Below are 18,898 nucleotides of genomic sequence, written 5' to 3' on the forward strand. Positions count from 1 at the left end.
ATGACTGCCGCCAACCCCACCGCAGACCAGGCGCCCGCCACGGCGCCGCCACCGGCTGCACCACAACCACCGGCCTCTTACTCGCCGCTCAAGGGCACGGCCCTGCTGCTGGGCACGCTGTCGCTGTCGCTGGCCACGTTCATGAACGTGCTGGATTCGTCTATCGCCAACGTCTCCATCCCCGCCATCTCCGGCGACCTGGGCGTGAGCCCCACCCAGGGCACCTGGGTCATCACCAGCTTTGGTGTGGCCAATGCCATTTCGGTGCCGCTCACCGGCTGGCTCACGCAGCGCTTTGGCGCCGTGCGCCTGTTCACCATGAGCGTGCTTCTGTTCGTGCTCACCTCCTGGCTGTGCGGTTTTGCCTGGTCGCTGGAGGCGCTGGTGTTCTTTCGCGTGCTGCAAGGCCTGGTGGCCGGGCCGATGATTCCGCTCAGCCAAACCCTGCTGCTCGCCAGCTACCCCAAGGCCCTGGCGGGCACCGCCCTGGCCCTGTGGGGGGTGACCACGCTGGTCGCACCCGTGGTGGGGCCGCTCTTGGGCGGCTGGATCACCGACAACATCTCCTGGCCGTGGATCTTCTACATCAACGTGCCCGTGGGCCTGCTGGCCGGGGCGCTCACCTGGGGCATCTACCGCCAGCGCGAAACCCCCATCCGCAAGCTGCCCATCGACACCGTGGGCCTGAGCCTGCTGGTGCTGTGGGTGGGCGCGCTACAGCTCATGCTCGACAAGGGCAAAGAGCTCGACTGGTTCGCCTCGGGCGAGATCATCGCCATGGCCGTGACTGCGGTGATCGCCTTCGCCGTGTTCCTGGTGTGGGAGCTGACTGAAAAACACCCGGTGGTGGACTTGAAGCTCTTCAAGGGCCGCAACTTCACCTTTGGCGCGCTGGCGCTGTCGGTGGCCTATGCGCTGTTCTTCGGCAACGTGGTGCTGCTGCCGCTGTGGCTGCAGCAGTGGATGGGCTACACCGCCACGTCCGCCGGCATGGCGCTGGCGCCGGTGGGCATCTTCGCCATCGTGCTCACGCCGCTGGTGGGCAAAAAGGTGGGCCAGTGGGACCCGCGCCGCATGGCCACCGTGGCCTTCATGGTGTTCAGCCTGGTGCTGTGGATGCGCTCGCAGTTCACGGTGCAGACCGACTTCATCCACATCCTCATCCCCACCCTGCTGCAGGGCGCGGCCATGGCGTTTTTCTTCATCCCGCTGACCACGCTCACCCTGGCGGGCATACCGCCCAGCCACATCCCGGCGGCGGCGGGCCTGTCGAACTTCGTGCGGATCACCGCCGGGGCCATGGGCACGTCCATCGCCACCACGCTGTGGGAGAACCGTGCCGCCATGCACCATGCCCACCTGACCGAAGGGCTGGTGCAAGGCCAGGGCGTGTTTGCGCAGACGCTCGATCAGCTCACCGCGTCCGGCCTCACGCAGTTGCAGGCGCTGGCGCAGGTGAACCGATTGATTGACCAGCAAGCATTCACCCGTGCAGCCAATGACATCTTCTTGGGATCGGCTGTTCTGTTCCTGATGCTGATTGGGCTGATCTGGCTGACCAAACGGCCACCCAAAGTCTCAGGCGGCGCGGCGGTGGACGCGGGCGGCGCACATTGAGCATAAAAATAGCTGCTTTCGCTTATTCAACAAGCGCAAGCAGCTATGTTTTTAGTAGCAAATACCGCCATCCCTCACGCTGGGACCGCCGCTCCGGGGCCTTATGCAGCGCCCATACGCCACTCCGCCTTGGCAAACGCCGTGGTCAGCGCAGCAAATTCGGCCTGGCTCACCACGCCGTCCGCGTTGCCGCCCTGGTCCATGACCTGCAGCACCGCCTGGGACAGCGCGCTGCCCGGCTTGTGGATCGAGGTGTCGGACAAGCCCTTGAGAAACTCCGCATGCGAGATGCGGCCGTCCTGATTGGCATCAAACCCCGCCGTGATCTGCTCCTTTTGCACATCATCGGCCCCAAAGCGGGTAAGCAGCTCCTTGAAATCCTGCGTGGAGACAGAGCCTCCCGCCGCCATCCGCCCCGCTCCGGAGCCACCACCACCGGCAACACGCTGCGTGGCCGACAAGGCGCCGCTGGCCGCGTCCTGCGACACCAGCACGCCCTTCCCGGCAAAACCCGCCAGGGCCTCGGCCTGGGGGCTGAGCATGACCACGGACGAAGGCTGCGCATCGGGCACATCGCTGCTGCCGCGCCGCGATGCGGCGGATTTTGCAGAACTCTCCGATGTCGCGTTGAAGATCAGCGAAGCAACCGATGCAAGACCTGAAATAAGCGGTGACATGGCCATGAACTCCTCGTGGCGACAGCTTCGGCCCCCTGAAATCCATCCAGCGGTCACCGCTTCGCCCTGTGGCGAAAGAGTAAAGAACCCCAGCGCCCGGTGATCGCGCGATAAGCCGTGGGTTTGGGGGCTACTTCAGCGGGTGCATGGCGCGGCGTGTTGCGGACAGCTCAGGCTATTGAATCGGCATCCATCCACTGAAAACCGTTCACACTGAGCCCGTCGAAGCGCGGCGCTGCAAAGCCATGGCCGCGATCCTAGCGTGGCCTCAGCGTCAATCCGCAGACCCCGGCAGCAACACCCCCTGCTGGGCCGCCACCGTTTCGCGCAGAAACGCCCAGGTGGCCTGGATGCGGGCCACGTGTTTGTTCTCTTCCGGCATCGACATCCAGAAAGTGCGGGTGAACCGTGCCGAGCCGGGCAGAACGGCTGTCAGTGCGGGGTCTTGCGCCGCCACGAACGCGGGCAGCACCGCCAGCCCGGCCCCGGCACGCACCGCCTCGTACTGGGCCTGGATGCTGGTGCTGCGCAGCGCAAAGTGCGCGGGGCGGTGCAATTCGTCCAGGATCTGCAGCTCCTTGGTGAACAGCAGGTCGTCCACGTAGCTGATGAAGCTGTGGCCGCGCAGGTCGTCGGGCGTGAGGATGGGGGCATGGCGCTCCAGATAGCCGCGCGCGGCGAAGAGCTGCAGCACGTAGTCAGTGAGCTTGACCATCAGCACCGCACCACGCGCCGGGCGCTCCAGCGAGATGACGATATCGGCCTCGCGCCGCGACAGGTGCACCAGGCGCGGCAGGGCCAGCAGGTCCACCACCAGCCCAGGGTGGCTCTGCGCAAAACGCGCAAGCTGCGGCGCCAGGATCAGGTTGCCAAAGCCCTCCGTGGTGCCGATGCGCACCAGGCCGTGCAGGCCCTGGCGTACACCGGGGGCTGCGTTTTCCACCGCCAGAAAGGCGGCCTCCATGGCCTCGACCTGGGGCAGCAGCGCACGCCCGGCCTCGGTCAGCCGGTGGCCGCCCGCCTCGCGAGCAAACAGGGCCGAGCCCGCCTGCTTTTCCAGCGCCTGCAGGCGGCGCGCCACGGTGGTGTGGTCCACCGCCAGGCGGCGGGCGGCGCCCACCAGCGTGCCAGCGCGGGCGAGTTCCAGAAAATAGCGCAGGTTGTCCCAGTCCATTGGGCAGTCCTTGGTTATTGGCGTGTGTATGGGTGTGCATTTTTGCAAACCCCGTGCGCATCATTGTCTATTGTCTTCACAATTTCGCACAGCTACCATGGCGAGGCTTAGAACCTGTTCTTAGGGCTGCTGGCCCACACTTTGGCATCATCTTCAGGAGACAACTGCATGAACGCACCCACCAACGTGGCCGCCCTGGCCCCCACCGTCAAGCTGCTGATCGGCGGCCAGTTCGTCGAGTCCAAGACCACCGAATGGCGCGATGTGGTCAACCCCGCCACGCAAGAGGTGCTGGCCCGCGTGCCGTTTGCCACGGCTGAAGAGATCGATGCCGCCGTGGCCTCGGCCAAGGAAGCGTTCAAGACCTGGAAGAAGACCCCCATCGGCGCACGTGCCCGCATCTTCCTCAAGTACCAGCAGCTCATCCGTGAAAACATGGCCGAACTGGCCGCCATCCTGACGGCCGAGCAAGGCAAGACCCTGCCGGACGCCGAAGGCGATGTGTTCCGTGGCCTCGAAGTGGTGGAGCACGCCGCCAGCATCGGCAACCTGCAGCTGGGCGAGCTGGCCAACAACGTGGCCGGTGGCGTCGATACCTACACGCTGCTGCAGCCCCTGGGCGTGTGCGCTGGCATCACGCCCTTCAACTTCCCGGCCATGATCCCGCTGTGGATGTTCCCCATGGCGATTGCCACGGGCAATACCTTCGTGCTCAAGCCATCCGAGCAAGACCCCATGGTGACGATGCGCCTGGTGGAGCTGGCGCTCGAAGCGGGCATCCCCCCTGGCGTGCTCAACGTGATCCACGGCGGCGAGATGGCCGTGAACGCCATCTGCGACCACAAGGACATCAAGGCCGTGTCGTTCGTGGGCTCCACCAAGGTGGGCACCCATGTGTACAACCGCGCCACCCTGGCCGGCAAGCGTGCGCAATGCATGATGGGCGCCAAGAACCACGCCATCATCCTGCCCGACGCGAACAAGGAACAGTCGCTCAACGCCATTGCCGGTGCCGCGTTTGGCGCAGCCGGCCAGCGCTGCATGGCCCTGCCCGTGGTGGTGCTGGTGGGCGAGGCGCAAAAGTGGGTTCCCGAACTGGTGGCCAAGGCCAAGACGCTCAAGGTCAACGGCGGCACCGAAAAGGGCACCGATGTGGGGCCGCTGGTGTCCTGCGCAGCCCTCGCCCGCGTGGAAGGCCTGATCGAACGCGGCATTGCCGACGGTGCCACGCTGGAGCTGGACGGCCGCAAGCCCACGGTGCCCGGCTATGAAAAGGGCAACTTCGTGGGCCCGACGATCTTCTCGAACGTGAAGCCCGGCATGGCCATCTACGACCAGGAGATCTTTGGCCCCGTGCTGGCCCTGGTGCCCGCCGCCGACATCGACGAAGCCATCGAATTCATCAACAGCAACCCCAACGGCAACGGCACGGCCATCTTCACCCAGTCGGGTGCGGCAGCGCGCAAGTTCCAGGAAGAAATCGACGTGGGCCAGGTCGGCATCAACGTGCCAATCCCCGTGCCGGTGCCGCTGTTCTCGTTCACGGGTTCGCGCGCGTCCAAGCTGGGCGACCTGGGCCCTTACGGCAAGCAGGTCATCATGTTCTACACGCAGACCAAGACGGTGACGGCCCGCTGGTTTGACGACAGCACCACGTCGCAGGGTGTGAACACCACCATTAGCTTGAAGTAATCGCTGCCAGGGTTCGATGCATACCGCGCTGCCCGCGAGAAAAAGCAAACCCGTTCACGCTGAGCCTGCCTGTCCTGAGCTTCGTCGAAGGGTCGAAGCGCCGCGCAGGGCTTCGACAGGCTCAGCCCGAACGGCTGGGGGGCGGCTATGCAACTCGTTCACCGTTCCGCCTGAGCTTGTCGAAGGCCCTGCGAACAGCGCGTTGGCGGTGTTAAAACCAGGCCATGCAACTGAACCCACCGAAGATGAACGCGGCTGCTTGGATCTTCGCCGCTCTGCTATCCTGCATGGCGACGTTGAACACGCCGCAAGCGCTTGCCCAGGCCGGCGCTGCCTGCAAGCCCGGCGGCAGCGTGGACGAAACCAATGCCTGTGCCGTGCAGGCCTTCCAGGCCGCAGACACGCAGATCGCCATCCTCTACGGCGACGTGATGCGCGCGCTGTCGGCCCATGAGCGGCCCCAGTTGCGCCAGGAGCACAGTGCCTGGCAGCGCGAGCGCACCACCCGCTGCAAGCAGGCCACGCGCAGTGCCGAGTCGCAGCCGCAGTGGCCCCGCCTGTACAACGAATGCCTGAGCGCCGAAACCGAGGCACGCCGCAAGGGCCTGATGCGCTGGCTGACGCTGGACCATCCGTCCGCGAAACCCTAACCAAAACAACAAGAACCAACGAGGCAGACACACACCATGGACTTTGAACTCTCCGAAGAACAACGCGCCTTTGCCCAGACGGCCCGCGACTTTGCGCAAGCGGAGTTCGCACCCCACGCAGCGTTGTGGGATGCAGAAGGCATCTTCCCCAAGGAAGCCATCGCCAAGGCCGGTGAACTGGGCTTTTGTGGCCTGTACGCCCCCGAGGCCGCCGGTGGCCTCGCCCTGCCCCGCCTGGACGCCACGCTGGTCTTCGAGGAAATGGCCGCCATCGACCCCAGCACCACCGCTTTCATCACCATCCACAACATGGCCACCTGGATGCTGGGCACCTGGGCCACCCCCGCCGTGCGCGACCACTGGGGCCCGCTGCTCACCACAGGCGAAAAACTCGCGTCCTATTGCCTGACCGAGCCCGGCGCAGGCTCGGACGCCGCCTCGCTCAAGACCCGTGCCGAACTGGTGGGCCACGAATACGTCATCAACGGCAGCAAGGCCTTCATCAGCGGCGCGGGCAGCACCGACGTGCTGGTGCTCATGGCCCGCACGGGCGATGCGCAATCTGGAGCAGGCGGCATCAGCGCCTTTGCCGTGCCCGCCGACACACCGGGCATCACCTACGGCAAGAAGGAACACAAAATGGGCTGGAACAGCCAGCCCACGCGCACCATCAGTTTTGACAACGTGCGCATCCCCACCGATCACCTGCTGGGCCGCGAGGGCGAAGGCTTCAAGATCGCGATGAAGGGCCTCGATGGCGGCCGCATCAACATCGCCACCTGCTCGGTGGGCGCCGCGCAGGGCGCCCTCAACGCAGCGCAGCAATACATGCAAGACCGCAAGCAGTTCGGCAAACCCATCGCCAGCTTCCAGGCGCTGCAGTTCAAGCTGGCCGACATGGCAACAGAGCTGGTCGCCGCGCGCCAGATGGTGCGCCTGGCCGCAAGCAAGCTCGACGCAGGCGCCCGCGACGCCAGCACCTACTGCGCCATGGCCAAGCGCTTTGCCACCGATGCGGGGTTCAACGTCATCAACGACGCCCTGCAACTGCACGGCGGCTACGGCTACATCCGCGAGTACCCGCTGGAGCGCCTGCTGCGCGACGCGCGCGTGCACCAGATCCTGGAAGGCACCAACGAAATCATGCGCGTGATCATTGCGCGGCGCATGCTGGATGGGGATGCGACTGAGGTGGTTCGTTAACAAGCCGCTGCACTTGCTCGCTATGGATATGCAGGAAGCCCGCCCAACCACTCCCGAAAAGACTTTGCTGAGTACGGCCGTTTTGGCTGTGCACAAAGATGGAGAACACCGTTTCTCCAAACAGTCGACTCAGCAAATTCACCTCCTGCAAGGCCTCGGCGTGGAGGGCGATGCACATTGCGGCAGCAAAGTTCAGCATCGCTCTCGGGTCAAGGCCAATCCAGACCAGCCCAATCTACGGCAGGTGCATCTCATCTCGGCATCGCTGCTTGAACATGTACAAGCCATGGGGTTTGAGGTTGCAGCGGGGCAGCTAGGAGAAAACATCACCCTGGCTTCCGCGCCCGGCTTGCGGTGGGACGACCTGATTGCCCTGCCGGTTGGTACGCGGGTGGTCTTCGAATCAACAGACGCCCCCTTCCCCACCCTGGAACTGACGGGGTTGCGCAATCCCTGCCCACAAATTGACGCTTTCCAGCCTGGCTTGCTCGCCGCGCTCTTAGGAAAAACAGAGCAGGGGCAATTACTTCGCAAGGCGGGGGTGATGGCCGTGGTGCGGCAAGGTGGTTTCATCTCACCGGGCTGCAAGGCTACATTCCAGCTTCCGCATCCGCCTCATCGCCCGATGGAGCGCGTCTGACATGCCCGCTCGCCCCCTCTCCAACGAAACCCTGCACCTGATCGACGCCGTGCGCACGGCGCTGGCGCAGCGCAGCGATGTGGAGGAGCGCGCCATGTTCGGTGGCTATTGTTTTCTTGTCGATAGCAAGATCTGCGTTGCCGTGCGGGGCAATGAACTATTGGTTCGATTGCCGCCTTCACGGCATGCGGAATTTCAAGAAATGCAGAACACCCGCGAAATGTCACCGCGCGGCGGCATGCTGGGCTATTTTTGGGTAGAACCCAACGGCTACGCCACACGGGAGCAGTGGCAGTTCTGGCTGACGGAGGCCCTGGCCTACAACCCGCTGGCCAAGGCGTCACCGCGCAAGAAGGCCAGAACCTCAGCTGCAACCCAAAGGGCGCCTGCCGCCACCGGCAGCAAAAAGCCTGCATCCAAAGCCGCCGCCAAGAAGAAAAAACACAGCATCTTCGAAGCCGACGACTGACCCGCCCTGCCCTTCACCACCGTCCGGAGCCCACCACCATGCCCCTTCGCATCGTCCGCCTTGGCACCCCACGCGCCACCGGGGAAGGCACCCGCATCGGCACCGTGCGCCGCCCGCCACGCGGTGTGCCCAAGGCCGAGTTTGCCAACCGCGACTACTACGACGTGTGGTACCCCCTGCTCTCGCCCACCCCGGAGCTTGTACAGGAAGCCCAGCAGGCGCAGCACACGCAGTCCGACAAAGAGTGGGCCGCCTTCGTCAAGCAGTTCCGCAAGGAGCTGACCCAGCCCGAGGCCAGCCGCACGCTCGACCTGCTGGCCGCGCTGTCGCACCACAGCGCCATGTCGCTGGGCTGCTACTGCGAGGACGAAGCGCGCTGCCACCGCTCGGTGCTGCGCACCGAACTGCTGGCGCGGGGCGCGGACATCGTCGAATGAGTTTCCAGTCTTTTTGCCTGGCCATGAGCATCCCTCACACACTTTCCCCCAGTCCGTTCGGGCTGAGCCTGTCGAAGCCAGGGCGCCCTGTACCCACAGCCCTTCGACTGGCTCAGGGCGAACCGGTTTCTCAGAGGCAAACACCTCGTTATTCAAGCCTTTTTGGCCTCTAGCGCTTATCCATCAAGCGCAAGCAGCTATCAAATTCATACCATTTCTTTCACCACTACCTCTGGAGACAGCAGCATGAAAATCGCATTCATCGGCCTCGGCAACATGGGCGGCCCCATGGCCCTGAACCTGCACAAGGCGGGCCACGAGGTGCGCGCGTTCGACCTCTCGCAACCCGCACGCGACAAGCTCGCAGCCGACGGCGTGGCCGTGGACACCGATGCCAAGGCCGCTGCGCAGGGCGCCGAGGTGGTCATCACCATGTTGCCCGCCAGCCAGCATGTGGAAGGCCTGTTCCTGGGCCAGGGCGAGCTGCTGGCCCAGTTGCCCGCAGGCACGCTGGTGATCGACTGCTCGACCATCGCCGCCGCCACCTCGCGCAAGGTGGCCGAGGCCGCCAAGGCCAAGGGCGTGGCCTTTATCGACGCACCCGTCTCAGGCGGCACCGGTGGCGCCATCGCTGGCACGCTGACCTTCATGGTGGGCGGCGACGCGGCCGACCTGGAGCGCGCCCGCCCCGTGCTCGAAAAGATGGGCGCCAACATCTTCCACGCAGGCAGCGTGGGCGCGGGCCAGACGGCCAAGATCTGCAACAACATGCTGCTGGGCATCCTGATGGCGGGCACCAGCGAGGCGATTGCCCTGGGCGTGGCCAACGGCCTGGACCCCAAGGTGCTGTCCGAAATCATGCGCCGCAGCTCGGGCGGCAACTGGGCGCTGGAGAAGTACAACCCCATGCCCGGCGTGATGGAAACCGCCCCCGCCAGCAAGGGCTATGCGGGCGGCTTCGGCACCGACCTGATGCTCAAGGACCTGGGCCTGTCGCAAGAAAACGCCACCGCCGTGAAGGCATCCACCCCCCTGGGCGGCCTGGCGCGCAACCTGTATGCCGCGCACAGCCTGGCAGGCAACGGCGCGCTGGACTTCTCCAGCATCATCAAGATGATGCACAAGGGCTGATTGAGCACTCCTTGATGACCAAGAAAAACGCCAGCAGATGCTGGCGTTTTTTTGTGGCCGAAGGGGTTAGGCCGCATTTTCGCCGAACGTGCAATAGACGACCCTGAACCGTTCGCAAGCGACCGGCATGGACGGGCTTGGGATGCGACCAATGCGGGCGCACTCTCTTGCAAAGTAGGCCGTGTGTACTTCGCGCCAGTACTCAAGCGACCCGTCTCCTTCGCCCTCTGTGGCCGCGAACTCTGCTGTGACCTCCGAAAATGGCGTGATGTCGACTTGAGTCGTTTCAATCACGCACACCGGATGCCCGTCCCAGGTTGTGACCACGCTGAGATCCCCCGGCTTTGGAGTCGGCATGTTCGCCGCCTCGAACGACCAAACCAGACCGGCAGTGGCCCGCTTGACTCCGCGCACCACCAGCTCTGCCAGGTGATTGGCGCTCGGCTCGTTGTCGTCGAAGACGCAGACTTCGAAGAACCTGGCGTCGACATCCACGGATTGCGTGGCCTTGAACGCGCTCCAGAACGTGCGAACGACGGGGGTCATGGGTGCTGGCATGCTGCGGCTTCAACGTTTGACGTAAGCGGCTGCCGTAGGCGGTCCGCTGCAAGCATGGGTTAGGTGTCTGTTCCAACTTGGTCCCAATTATTTTCCCCGTCGTACCGGATCATCCAATTCACGGCACGGTGCCATTCTTGAACTACGCCTCCGTTAATACCATTGAGCGGAGGTGCCCCGTTCAGCCTCGCGTCTCTAACCGCCCAATGAAGCCTGTACATGAGGTCTGCACGGTCAAGTACCTCGCTCACGCCGCGAGGCCGAATCTCCCTGCGAAGACGATCTGGAGGCTCCAGGCCAGAAGGAAACAGCGGAAGTATTGGCTTGACGCTTGATTCCTCATCTGGAAGAGCAGCGATTTCTAACAGACCCGCACACCAGGCAACAAAGTAAAGCGCTTCGAGTTGCCAAGAGAAATGGATTGTGTCTTGGTCTGTAGGGCTCTCCGCAAAGAGGAACTGGCGCTCCTTCTCGGATAGGTAGGCTTGCATCCGATGTGCCGCAATGTATTCGGCCGTCTTGGATTCTTCGCGGAGGAATGCCTTGTCAACGACGGACCAGAGTGCGATCAGACGGTGGAGCAATTCGTCCGCGGAGCGAAGCTCGACTTCGTCTTCAGATTCGATGAGTGGCAAGTAGGCATTGACCGAAACGTTGTGCGTTCGGAGTAGCTCTTCTGATGAGGTCTTGCGATCTTGAGGAAGCATGTGCGAGACACCTAACGTAATGTATCCCGCAAAACCTGCGGGATAAACTGGACCATGCGGGATATTCTGGACACTTAATCCTCCTGAAAGCGGCTTACAGCCTGGGTTTGCAGCCGTTGCGCTGTTCCAATACCCAAGTATAAAAATTCCGGGAAACCCGGCAACTCCAACCTCCCAAACTATAGCCAGCGAAAGCACGGCGCCTGGGCCTCAACAGGCTCTTTTCAGACCGCGCAAATGGGGGGCTGCGAACCAGTGACCGTGTGCGGCCCAAGCTCGCCCCCATCTTCGGACCCACAGGCTTGGTACGCCGTTGCGCGAGCACCACCGCCAAAGCGCCCTTCTCCTACCCAGCCTGGGGCGCTTTTCCGCTAAGGTGGCGGAATGCATATGACACCGATTCACATCCCCAGCGCCGGGCGGCCCGCCTCCGGCAAGGCCCTGGCTGCGATCACGTTGGCGGCACTGCTGGCCGCCTGCGGCAGCCAGCCCCAGGGAGCCCCCATGACGCAGCCCCCTTCTCACTCTTCCACCACCCCCTCTTCTTCGCTCCATGCAGCCCCGACCTCCGCCCACACGCTGCAGGCCTATGACTGGGATTTGGTGTCCGCGCACGATGCCCGGGGCCAGGCGGCGCCGGGCTGGCTGCTGGCCGGCCGCAGCCCGCTGCGCCTGCACTTTGAGGCCCAGCGGCTGTCGGTGCAAAACCTGTGCAACGCCATGGGCGCGGGTTACACGTTGCAAGGCCCGGGCCTGCAGGTGGGCCAGCCCGTGTCCACCAAACGCGCCTGCGCCGACCGCGACTTGATGGCGCTGGAGCAGCGTGTGGGCGCCCTGCTGCCCCAGGCGCAGCGGTTTGAACTGCGGAGCGGCGGCGCCGCCGCCACCAACGCGCCGCAGCTGGCGGTGTAGTTTGCCGATGGCAGCCGATGGGAACTGGCCGGCACCCCCACGCCCGCCACGCGCTACGGCACGGCGGGCGAGCGCCTGTTTCTGGAAGTGGCCCCCGAGCGCGTGGCCTGCAACCACCCGTTGATGCCCCACGCCCAATGCCTGCGCGTGCGCGATGTGCGCTATGCCGACAACGGTGTGCGCCAGGGCGTGGGCGAGTGGCGCATCTTCCAGGGCGAGATCGACGGCTACCGCCACGAGCCGGGGCTGCGCAATGTGCTGCGGGTGCAGCGCTACTCGCTGGCGCGCAACGGCCAGTTGCCCGCCGATGCACCCAGCCATGCCTATGTGCTGGACCTGGTGGTAGAGGCAGAACGGGTGCGCTAGGCCCCAAACTTCAAGCCCAAAGTGCCTGACGATGTATCTATCTCAGAGTCCGATCCAACCGTTCGGGCTGAGCCTGTCGAAGCCAGGGCTTGCCGCGTGGGTGCAAGGCTTCGACAGGCTCAGCCCGAACGGTTGGAGGAGAAGCATCTGAGGCATGCACATAATCAGGAAAAAATGCCGCTACCGCTTGTCCATCAAGCGCAAAAAGCTATCAAAACAGTAGCATATTTGCGGCACTGACTCAGACACCGCTACAGGCACCCATGCCGTCGCCGCAGCGCGCAAAAAAACGCTGTTCGAACGCGCTGGCAAGCAGCCCCGCCTTGCAAACCTGTGCAGACGCTGCTGCGCAAAGAAAAAACCCTGGTGCTATCAACGCACCAGGGGTTTTGCCAAGGCCTTTCAGGCTTCTTTTGTCGGGGCGTTCTGATTCGCCCCGAAACCGGAGGGGCTACATGTTGTCGATCATCACCTGCCCAAACCCCGAGCAGCTCACCTGCGTAGCGCCATCCATCAGGCGGGCGAAGTCGTAGGTCACCTTTTTGGAGGCGATCGACTTTTCGAGCGAGCTGATGATCAGGTTGGCGGCCTCGGTCCAGCCCATGTGGCGCAGCATCATCTCGGCCGACAGGATTTCGGAGCCGGGGTTCACGTAGTCCTTGCCCGCGTACTTGGGCGCCGTGCCGTGGGTGGCTTCGAAGCAGGCCACCGAATCGGACATGTTGGCGCCGGGTGCGATGCCGATGCCGCCGACCTGCGCGGCCAGCGCGTCAGAGATGTAGTCGCCATTGAGGTTGAGCGTGGCCACCACCGAATACTCCGCCGGGCGCAGCAAAATCTGCTGCAGGAAGGCATCGGCGATGCTGTCCTTGATGGTGATTTCCTTGCCGGTCTTCGGGTTCTTGAAACGGCACCAGGGGCCGCCGTCGATCAGCTCGGCACCGAACTCCTTTTGCGCCAGGGCATAGGCCCAGTCGCGGAAGCCACCCTCGGTGTACTTCATGATGTTGCCCTTGTGCACGATGGTCACGCTGGGCTTGTCGTTGTCGATGGCGTACTGGATGGCCTTGCGCACCAGGCGTTCAGTGCCCTCGCGCGAGACGGGCTTGACGCCGATGCCCGAGGTGTTGGGGAAGCGGATCTTGTTGACGCCCATCTCGTCCCGCAAGAACTTGATGAGCTTCTTGGCCTTGTCGGACTCGGCCTCGAACTCGATGCCTGCGTAGATGTCTTCCGAGTTCTCGCGGAAGATCACCATGTTGGTTTTTTCGGGCTCTTTCAGCGGCGAGGGAACGCCCTTGAAATACTGCACGGGACGCAGGCAGACGTACAGGTCCAACTCCTGGCGCAGCGCCACGTTCAGCGATCGGATGCCGCCACCCACGGGCGTGGTGAGCGGCCCCTTGATGGACACCACGTATTCGCGCAGCACGGCCAGCGTTTCTTCGGGCAGCCACACGTCGGGGCCATAGACCTTGGTGGATTTTTCGCCCGCATACACCTCCATCCAGTGGATCTTCTTCTTGCCGCCATAGGCCTTGGCCACAGCCGCATCCACCACCTTGATCATCACGGGCGTGATGTCGAGCCCCGTGCCATCGCCTTCGATGAACGGGATGATGGGCTCGTCCGGCACGTTCAGCGACATGTCGGCGTTGACGGTGATTTTCTGGCCCTTGGCGGGCACCACGATGTGCTGGTAGGTGGTCATGGGGGAAGAGTCTCCAGGGTGCGCCGAGACGGGCCCGGCAAGGTAAGCATTCAAACCATTCTAATGAGAAAAAATTTCGTCCAAAACCCTGTCAACGCAACTCTCGCTGCTATCGTTGCGGGTGGAGCTGTACGGTGTTTCGTACGGCCCTCAACCCTTCGCTCACTTTGGAAACGGCATATATGAAAAAACTCCTCGCTGTCCTCGTGTCCGGTCTGTTCGCTGCCGGTGCTTTCGCACAGGCGCCCGCAGCCGCTCCAGCCACGCCTGCTCCTGCTGCAGCCCCCATGGCCGCCCAAACCCAGGCCCCTGCCCCGGCAGCCAAAGCCACTCACATCGCCAAGAAAAAGAGCACCAAGAAGGTCGCTAAGAAAAAGACCGCTCACAAGGCCGCCTGAGCCAGGGAATCCGGGTCTGGCACAAGTCCCACGCGTTGCCAGGCCTGCACTGATTCAAAATCGCCCGCATCTGCGGGCGTTTTTATTGGGAGGACCAAAGACTTCCATTGCCGAAACGTCCCCGCGCCGTACAGTCCGCCTACAGTCTGCCCTTAGAACGTGTTGACCAGAAAGCCCCGTCCATGACCGCCCTTCGCGCCGCCCCGCTGCTCCCCGCCACCGGTAAACGCCTTGATCGTCGTCTCGCAACTCTCGCACGCCAAACACTCCGCGCCGCTTGCGCCTTGGCGCTGGCGTCGGTCGTCCCCGCAGTGGCCACGGCCCAGGAGGGCCCGCAGATGAACCTGCAGCGCGTCGAGCTGACCGCAGGCATGCACCGCATCGACGCCCAGTTGGCCCAGGCCCCGCAAGAGCGCCAGACCGGCCTGATGTTCCGCAAGGAGATGCCCCAGCACGAGGGCATGTTGTTCGTGTTCGAGCAGCCCACGCAGCAGTGCTTCTGGATGAAGAACACCCTGCTGCCGCTCACCGCCGCTTTCGTGGCCGACGACGGCACCATCGTGAACCTGGCGGACATGAAGCCCCAGACGCTCGACTCGCACTGCTCCGCCAAGCCCGTGCGTTATGTGCTGGAGATGAACCAGGGCTGGTTCGCCAAGAAGGGCATCAAGGCCGGCACCAAGCTTGTGGGCGCGCCGTTCAGCCGCAAATGATGATGGGGCTGTAGCGCCTTCAATTTGCTATATTTTTGATAGCTTATAGCGCTTGATACACAAGCGCTACCTGCCAAAAAGACTAAAAAAATAATCCACCCAGTCAACCCCATAAAAAAACGGCCCGAGGGCCGTTTTTTTATGGCAGGCCGCCGGGTAGAACACCCCACGGCCATGCGCCTGCATCAAGCGAAGTTGGCTTCAGCAAACTTCCAGTTCACCAGTTTGTCGAGGAAGGTTTCGACGAACTTGGGGCGCATATTGCGGTAGTCGATGTAGTAGGCGTGTTCCCACACGTCCACCGTCAGCAGCGCCTTGTCGGCGGTGGTCAGGGGCGTGCCGGCGGCGCCGGTGTTGACGATGTCCACGCTGCCGTCGGGCTTCTTCACCAGCCAGGTCCAGCCCGAGCCGAAGTTGCCCACGGCGCTCTTCACAAAGGCTTCCTTGAAGGCGGCGTAGCTGCCCCACTTGGCGTTGATGGCCGCAGCCAGCGCGCCAGATGGCTCACCGCCGCCCTGGGGTGCCATGCAGCTCCAGAAGAAGGTGTGGTTCCAGATCTGAGCTGCGTTGTTGTAGATGCCGCCGCTCGACTTCTTGACGATCTCTTCGAGCGTCATGGCTTCGAACTCGGTGCCCTTTTGCAGGTTGTTGAGGTTCACCACATAGGCGTTGTGGTGCTTGCCGTGGTGGTACTCCAGGGTTTCCTGGCTGTAGCTCGGGGCCAGGGCATCGATGGCGTAGGGCAGCGGGGGAAGGGTATGTTCCATGGTGGTGTTTCCTCGTGGTTTGAATTTCTAGGATGCCATCTGCAACGCGCTCTTTCCTGAGCCATGCAGCCGGACACAAAGCGAAGGGGGCATTGTAGGAAGATCGGGTGACCTGTGCAGCCTCAGGGTGACCCAGCTCAAAAGAAAGCCTCCCCCAAAAGGCTATATGCACCTGCCCAGGCCACGCCAGGAACAGGTTGGCGCACTCACAGCAGCCGTGGCTGGGCGGCCACCGTCACGTCCACCGCCCCATCGGACAGCGTGGCCCGCAGTGCGGCGCCGACCGGGGCCTGGCGCACGCTGGTCACGGCCTGGCCGCCTGCGTCGGTAAGCAGCGCATAACCGCGCTGCAGCACCAGGCGGGGGTCCAGCAACTCCAGCCGCAAGGCCGCGCGGTCGAGCCGCTCGGCCTGTTGGGCCACGCTGCGCTGCAGCTTGATAGGTAAATCAGCCGCCAGCGCTTGTTGTGATTGGATCAAACGCTGCATTTTTAATAGCACACCATGGCGCATGCGCTGGGCCAGGCGGGCCAGTTGCATCTGCTCGCGCGCGACCAGCCCCGAGGGGCGGCCCAGGCGCGCGGCGGCCTGGTCAAGCCGCTGGTGGCGGGCGTCGAGCTGGCGCTGCACGCCGTCGCCCATGCGCCCCGCCAGCAGGCCCAGCGCGCCCAGCCACACGTCGCGCGGCTGGGCCACCAGTTCGGCCGCCGCCGTGGGCGTGGGCGCGCGCAGGTCGGCGCAGAAGTCGGCGATGGTGAAGTCGGTCTCGTGCCCCACGCCGCTGATGAGCGGCACCGGGCTTTGCACGATGGTGCGGGCCAGTTGCTCGTCGTTGAAGGCCCACAGGTCTTCGATGGAGCCGCCGCCGCGCACCAGCAGGATGATGTCGATGGGTGGATTCCGGGTCAAATCAGCCCCTGGCGCTTGTCCTGCCTGCGCAAGCAGATACAGTTTTGATAGCGCGGCGACGATGGACGGCGGCGCGGCCACGCCCTGCACCTGCGCGGGCACCAGCACCACGGGGATGTGTGGCACCCGGCGGCGCAGCGCCGTGACCACGTCATGTAACGCCGCCGCGCCGGGCGAGGTGACCAGGCCGATGCCACGCGGCTGCAGTGGCAGCGGGCGCTTGCGGGCGGTGTCGAACAGGCCTTCGGCGTCGAGCTGGGCCTTCAGGCGCAGGAACTGCTCGAACAACGCGCCCTGCCCGGCCCGCTGCATGTTTTCGACGATGAACTGCAGATCGCCGCGCGCCTCGTACACCCCAAGGCGGCCGCGCAACTCCACCAATTCACCATCGCGCGGCGAAAAGTCAAGCAGGCTGGCCGCGCGGCGGAACATGGCGCAGCGCAGCTGGCCGTTGGCGTCCTTGATCGAGAAGTAGCAATGCCCGCTGGACGCGCGCGAGAAGCCCGTGATCTCGCCGCGCACCGCTACAGGGTTGAATCGGGCCTCCAGGGCATCAGCAATGGCGCGGCACAGCGCGCCAACTTCCCACACACGCGGCGCCACGCCTGGGTTTGTGCGCTCAAACATCAGCAACGGCGGGCGTTTGCGCCGCGCTCGCCTTGCGAGTACTCCACAGAAACCGGCAAGCGGCGGTGCGGACCTGGGTCAAGGCAGCACCTGCCCGGAAAGCACCAGCGCACGTGCAAGTTATTGATTTATATACATTTTTCATTGCGCAATTTTTCATCAATCTGTTGCAAGCACGGTGTGGAGCCGCTTTGCGGGGCCCTCAACGTGGGTTGCCCACAAAGTTATCCACAGTTTTTGTGGGTGAGCGGAGGAAGGGATGGCGTGCACGGCAACGTAACGGTTTGTGACGCGGCAGCACCTGTAAGCTGGGCCATAATCGCCGTTTGCTTTCATCTGCGCGGAGAGAGATTTGCTGTCCATCATACAAGCCGCAGGCTGGCCCATCTGGCCCCTGATCGCGTGTTCCGTCCTGGGGCTGGCACTGATTTTTGAACGTTTCCTGGCCCTCAAAACGGCCCGCGTCGCACCGCCCAAACTCCTGGACGAAGCCATCACGGTGTCGTCCAAAGCCCTGCCCACGCCCGATGTGGTGAACCAGCTCGCGCAGAACTCGGCCCTGGGCGAGGTGTTGGCCAGCGGCCTGCGCACCATGAACAGCAACCCCCAGTGCAGCGAAACCGACCTGCGTGCCGCCATGGAAGGCACCGGCCGCGCGGTGGCCCACCGGCTGGAGAAATACCTCGCCGCCCTGGCCACCATCGCCTCGGCCGCGCCGCTGCTGGGCCTTTTGGGCACCGTGATCGGCATGATCGAGATCTTCGGATCGCAGGCGGGCGGCGGCGGCGTGGGCCAGGCCATGGGCGGCGGCAACCCCACCCAGTTGGCGCACGGCATCTCGATCGCCCTGTATAACACCGCCTTCGGCCTGATCGTGGCCATCCCTGCGCTGATCTTCTGGCGCTACTTCCGCGCCCGTGTGGACGGCTACCTGCTCACGCTGGAGCTGGCCTCCGAGCAGTTCGTGCGCCATATCCTGCGTCTTCGCAAGAAATGAGGCCCCCACGGTCGGCCCGCTGCGCGTGGCTCCCTGCTCCCCGAGGGGGACGCGTTTTGCCTTGGGGCGGCCCGGCGGCAAAACCTCAGCCTGAAAGGCTTCGCCAATGAACTTCCGCCCCCGCACCAAGGATGAGCCCGAGATCAACCTGATCCCGTTCATCGACGTGCTGCTGGTGATCCTCATCTTTCTGATGCTGACCACCACCTACAGCAAGTTCACCGAGCTGCAGCTCACCTTGCCCGTGGCCGATGCCGAGCAACAGCGCGACCACCCCAAGGAAGTCATCGTGGCGGTGGCCGCCGATGGCCGCTATGCCGTCAACAAAACCGGCGTGGACGGCAAGGGCGTGGACGCCATCGCCCAGGCGCTGCGCAGCGCCGCCACGGCGGGGCCGGGCAGCGTGGTCATCATCAGCGCCGACGCCATGGCGCCGCACCAGTCCGTGGTCACGGTGATGGAGGCCGCGCGCCGCGTGGGCCTCACGCAGATCACCTTCGCCACGCAGTCATCGTCTGCGTCCACGCGCGCGGCCAGCCGCTGA

21 protein-coding genes are annotated in these 18,898 nt (G+C 64.1%); 14 read left to right on the forward strand and 7 right to left on the reverse strand.

Annotated elements, in window-relative coordinates:
• The gene (locus tag Q0105_RS12895; protein ID WP_298212388.1) at positions 1 to 1,617 is read left to right on the forward strand and encodes a DHA2 family efflux MFS transporter permease subunit; all 1,617 of its coding nucleotides are present in this window, start codon (positions 1 to 3) and stop codon (positions 1,615 to 1,617) included.
• Positions 1,618 to 1,718: 101 nt separating this feature from the next.
• On the opposite strand, the gene Q0105_RS12900 is transcribed toward Q0105_RS12895, so the two are convergent.
• Both Q0105_RS12900 and Q0105_RS12905 read right to left on the reverse strand, forming a co-directional pair.
• Positions 1,719 to 2,294, reverse strand: coding sequence for a hypothetical protein (locus Q0105_RS12900; protein ID WP_298212390.1), 576 nt, complete (start codon positions 2,292 to 2,294; stop codon positions 1,719 to 1,721).
• A gap of 274 nt (positions 2,295 to 2,568) precedes the next feature.
• Entirely contained in the window at positions 2,569 to 3,468 is a 900-nt protein-coding gene (locus Q0105_RS12905; RefSeq protein ID WP_298212392.1) for a LysR family transcriptional regulator, read from the reverse strand.
• 168 nt (positions 3,469 to 3,636) lie between these two features.
• Between Q0105_RS12905 and Q0105_RS12910 the strand changes: the two genes are divergently transcribed.
• The 7 genes from Q0105_RS12910 (at position 3,637) to mmsB (ending at position 9,690) form a co-directional block, all read left to right on the forward strand.
• Positions 3,637 to 5,160: a CoA-acylating methylmalonate-semialdehyde dehydrogenase gene (locus tag Q0105_RS12910; RefSeq protein ID WP_298212394.1), complete on the forward strand. Its 1,524-nt coding sequence runs from the start codon at positions 3,637 to 3,639 to the stop codon at positions 5,158 to 5,160.
• A gap of 287 nt (positions 5,161 to 5,447) precedes the next feature.
• Positions 5,448 to 5,810: a lysozyme inhibitor LprI family protein gene (locus Q0105_RS12915; RefSeq protein ID WP_298212395.1), complete on the forward strand. Its 363-nt coding sequence runs from the start codon at positions 5,448 to 5,450 to the stop codon at positions 5,808 to 5,810.
• Between the two features lie 36 nt (positions 5,811 to 5,846).
• Positions 5,847 to 7,013: an acyl-CoA dehydrogenase family protein gene (locus Q0105_RS12920; RefSeq protein ID WP_298212397.1), complete on the forward strand. Its 1,167-nt coding sequence runs from the start codon at positions 5,847 to 5,849 to the stop codon at positions 7,011 to 7,013.
• A gap of 22 nt (positions 7,014 to 7,035) precedes the next feature.
• Positions 7,036 to 7,653 carry an MOSC domain-containing protein gene (locus Q0105_RS12925; RefSeq protein WP_298212399.1) on the forward strand — a complete coding sequence of 206 codons (618 nt, stop codon included), beginning with the start codon at positions 7,036 to 7,038 and terminating at the stop codon, positions 7,651 to 7,653.
• 1 nt (position 7,654) lies between these two features.
• Positions 7,655 to 8,122 (forward strand): TfoX/Sxy family protein, encoded by a 468-nt coding sequence (locus Q0105_RS12930; protein WP_298212401.1) that lies wholly within the window; start codon positions 7,655 to 7,657, stop codon positions 8,120 to 8,122.
• Positions 8,123 to 8,160: 38 nt separating this feature from the next.
• Positions 8,161 to 8,559, forward strand: coding sequence for a DUF488 family protein (locus tag Q0105_RS12935; RefSeq protein WP_298212403.1), 399 nt, complete (start codon positions 8,161 to 8,163; stop codon positions 8,557 to 8,559).
• Between the two features lie 246 nt (positions 8,560 to 8,805).
• Positions 8,806 to 9,690, forward strand: coding sequence for a 3-hydroxyisobutyrate dehydrogenase (gene mmsB / locus Q0105_RS12940; protein WP_298212405.1), 885 nt, complete (start codon positions 8,806 to 8,808; stop codon positions 9,688 to 9,690).
• A gap of 66 nt (positions 9,691 to 9,756) precedes the next feature.
• On the opposite strand, the gene Q0105_RS12945 is transcribed toward mmsB, so the two are convergent.
• The gene (locus Q0105_RS12945; RefSeq protein ID WP_298212407.1) at positions 9,757 to 10,236 is read right to left on the reverse strand and encodes an ASCH domain-containing protein; all 480 of its coding nucleotides are present in this window, start codon (positions 10,234 to 10,236) and stop codon (positions 9,757 to 9,759) included.
• Positions 10,237 to 10,307: 71 nt separating this feature from the next.
• Positions 10,308 to 10,955 (reverse strand): DUF4272 domain-containing protein, encoded by a 648-nt coding sequence (locus tag Q0105_RS12950; protein WP_298212409.1) that lies wholly within the window; start codon positions 10,953 to 10,955, stop codon positions 10,308 to 10,310.
• A 390-nt stretch (positions 10,956 to 11,345) separates the two neighbouring features.
• Here Q0105_RS12950 and Q0105_RS12955 point away from each other — a divergent pair, with 390 nt between their 5' ends.
• Positions 11,346 to 11,867 carry an META domain-containing protein gene (locus tag Q0105_RS12955; RefSeq protein WP_298212411.1) on the forward strand — a complete coding sequence of 174 codons (522 nt, stop codon included), beginning with the start codon at positions 11,346 to 11,348 and terminating at the stop codon, positions 11,865 to 11,867.
• 87 nt (positions 11,868 to 11,954) lie between these two features.
• Positions 11,955 to 12,233: a DUF4377 domain-containing protein gene (locus Q0105_RS12960; RefSeq protein ID WP_298212413.1), complete on the forward strand. Its 279-nt coding sequence runs from the start codon at positions 11,955 to 11,957 to the stop codon at positions 12,231 to 12,233.
• Between the two features lie 451 nt (positions 12,234 to 12,684).
• Here Q0105_RS12960 and icd read toward each other — a convergent pair whose 3' ends face one another.
• Positions 12,685 to 13,944 (reverse strand): NADP-dependent isocitrate dehydrogenase, encoded by a 1,260-nt coding sequence (icd, locus tag Q0105_RS12965; RefSeq protein ID WP_298212415.1) that lies wholly within the window; start codon positions 13,942 to 13,944, stop codon positions 12,685 to 12,687.
• 182 nt (positions 13,945 to 14,126) lie between these two features.
• On the opposite strand from icd, the gene Q0105_RS12970 reads away from it, so the two are divergent.
• Positions 14,127 to 14,342: a hypothetical protein gene (locus tag Q0105_RS12970; protein ID WP_298212417.1), complete on the forward strand. Its 216-nt coding sequence runs from the start codon at positions 14,127 to 14,129 to the stop codon at positions 14,340 to 14,342.
• Positions 14,343 to 14,524: 182 nt separating this feature from the next.
• Entirely contained in the window at positions 14,525 to 15,055 is a 531-nt protein-coding gene (locus Q0105_RS12975; protein WP_298212419.1) for a DUF192 domain-containing protein, read from the forward strand.
• Between the two features lie 185 nt (positions 15,056 to 15,240).
• On the opposite strand, the gene Q0105_RS12980 is transcribed toward Q0105_RS12975, so the two are convergent.
• Entirely contained in the window at positions 15,241 to 15,822 is a 582-nt protein-coding gene (locus Q0105_RS12980; protein ID WP_298212421.1) for a Fe-Mn family superoxide dismutase, read from the reverse strand.
• Positions 15,823 to 16,028: 206 nt separating this feature from the next.
• On the reverse strand, positions 16,029 to 17,357 hold the full coding sequence (xseA, locus tag Q0105_RS12985; RefSeq protein WP_298212423.1) for an exodeoxyribonuclease VII large subunit: 1,329 nt from the start codon (positions 17,355 to 17,357) through the stop codon (positions 16,029 to 16,031).
• Between the two features lie 352 nt (positions 17,358 to 17,709).
• On the opposite strand from xseA, the gene Q0105_RS12990 reads away from it, so the two are divergent.
• Positions 17,710 to 18,354 (forward strand): MotA/TolQ/ExbB proton channel family protein, encoded by a 645-nt coding sequence (locus Q0105_RS12990; protein ID WP_298212425.1) that lies wholly within the window; start codon positions 17,710 to 17,712, stop codon positions 18,352 to 18,354.
• 106 nt (positions 18,355 to 18,460) lie between these two features.
• The gene (locus Q0105_RS12995; protein WP_298212427.1) at positions 18,461 to 18,898 is read left to right on the forward strand and encodes a biopolymer transporter ExbD; all 438 of its coding nucleotides are present in this window, start codon (positions 18,461 to 18,463) and stop codon (positions 18,896 to 18,898) included.

Origin of the sequence: Acidovorax sp. (genome assembly GCF_027492855.1) — a bacterium.
Classification (GTDB): domain Bacteria; phylum Pseudomonadota; class Gammaproteobacteria; order Burkholderiales; family Burkholderiaceae_C; genus Acidovorax.

Excerpts from the sequence above, each read along its gene's own strand:
- Q0105_RS12895 (WP_298212388.1), top strand. The coding sequence starts at position 1 with ATGACTGCCGCCAACCCCACCGCAGACCAGGCGCCCGCCACGGCGCCG.
- Q0105_RS12900 (WP_298212390.1), bottom strand. The coding sequence starts at position 2,294 with ATGTCACCGCTTATTTCAGGTCTTGCATCGGTTGCTTCGCTGATCTTC.
- Q0105_RS12905 (WP_298212392.1), bottom strand. The coding sequence starts at position 3,468 with ATGGACTGGGACAACCTGCGCTATTTTCTGGAACTCGCCCGCGCTGGC.
- Q0105_RS12910 (WP_298212394.1), top strand. The coding sequence starts at position 3,637 with ATGAACGCACCCACCAACGTGGCCGCCCTGGCCCCCACCGTCAAGCTG.
- Q0105_RS12915 (WP_298212395.1), top strand. The coding sequence starts at position 5,448 with ATGGCGACGTTGAACACGCCGCAAGCGCTTGCCCAGGCCGGCGCTGCC.
- Q0105_RS12920 (WP_298212397.1), top strand. The coding sequence starts at position 5,847 with ATGGACTTTGAACTCTCCGAAGAACAACGCGCCTTTGCCCAGACGGCC.
- Q0105_RS12925 (WP_298212399.1), top strand. The coding sequence starts at position 7,036 with ATGGATATGCAGGAAGCCCGCCCAACCACTCCCGAAAAGACTTTGCTG.
- Q0105_RS12930 (WP_298212401.1), top strand. The coding sequence starts at position 7,655 with ATGCCCGCTCGCCCCCTCTCCAACGAAACCCTGCACCTGATCGACGCC.
- Q0105_RS12935 (WP_298212403.1), top strand. The coding sequence starts at position 8,161 with ATGCCCCTTCGCATCGTCCGCCTTGGCACCCCACGCGCCACCGGGGAA.
- mmsB (WP_298212405.1), top strand. The coding sequence starts at position 8,806 with ATGAAAATCGCATTCATCGGCCTCGGCAACATGGGCGGCCCCATGGCC.
- Q0105_RS12945 (WP_298212407.1), bottom strand. The coding sequence starts at position 10,236 with ATGACCCCCGTCGTTCGCACGTTCTGGAGCGCGTTCAAGGCCACGCAA.
- Q0105_RS12950 (WP_298212409.1), bottom strand. The coding sequence starts at position 10,955 with ATGCTTCCTCAAGATCGCAAGACCTCATCAGAAGAGCTACTCCGAACG.
- Q0105_RS12955 (WP_298212411.1), top strand. The coding sequence starts at position 11,346 with ATGACACCGATTCACATCCCCAGCGCCGGGCGGCCCGCCTCCGGCAAG.
- icd (WP_298212415.1), bottom strand. The coding sequence starts at position 13,944 with ATGACCACCTACCAGCACATCGTGGTGCCCGCCAAGGGCCAGAAAATC.
- Q0105_RS12970 (WP_298212417.1), top strand. The coding sequence starts at position 14,127 with ATGAAAAAACTCCTCGCTGTCCTCGTGTCCGGTCTGTTCGCTGCCGGT.
- Q0105_RS12975 (WP_298212419.1), top strand. The coding sequence starts at position 14,525 with ATGACCGCCCTTCGCGCCGCCCCGCTGCTCCCCGCCACCGGTAAACGC.
- Q0105_RS12980 (WP_298212421.1), bottom strand. The coding sequence starts at position 15,822 with ATGGAACATACCCTTCCCCCGCTGCCCTACGCCATCGATGCCCTGGCC.
- xseA (WP_298212423.1), bottom strand. The coding sequence starts at position 17,357 with ATGTTTGAGCGCACAAACCCAGGCGTGGCGCCGCGTGTGTGGGAAGTT.
- Q0105_RS12995 (WP_298212427.1), top strand. The coding sequence starts at position 18,461 with ATGAACTTCCGCCCCCGCACCAAGGATGAGCCCGAGATCAACCTGATC.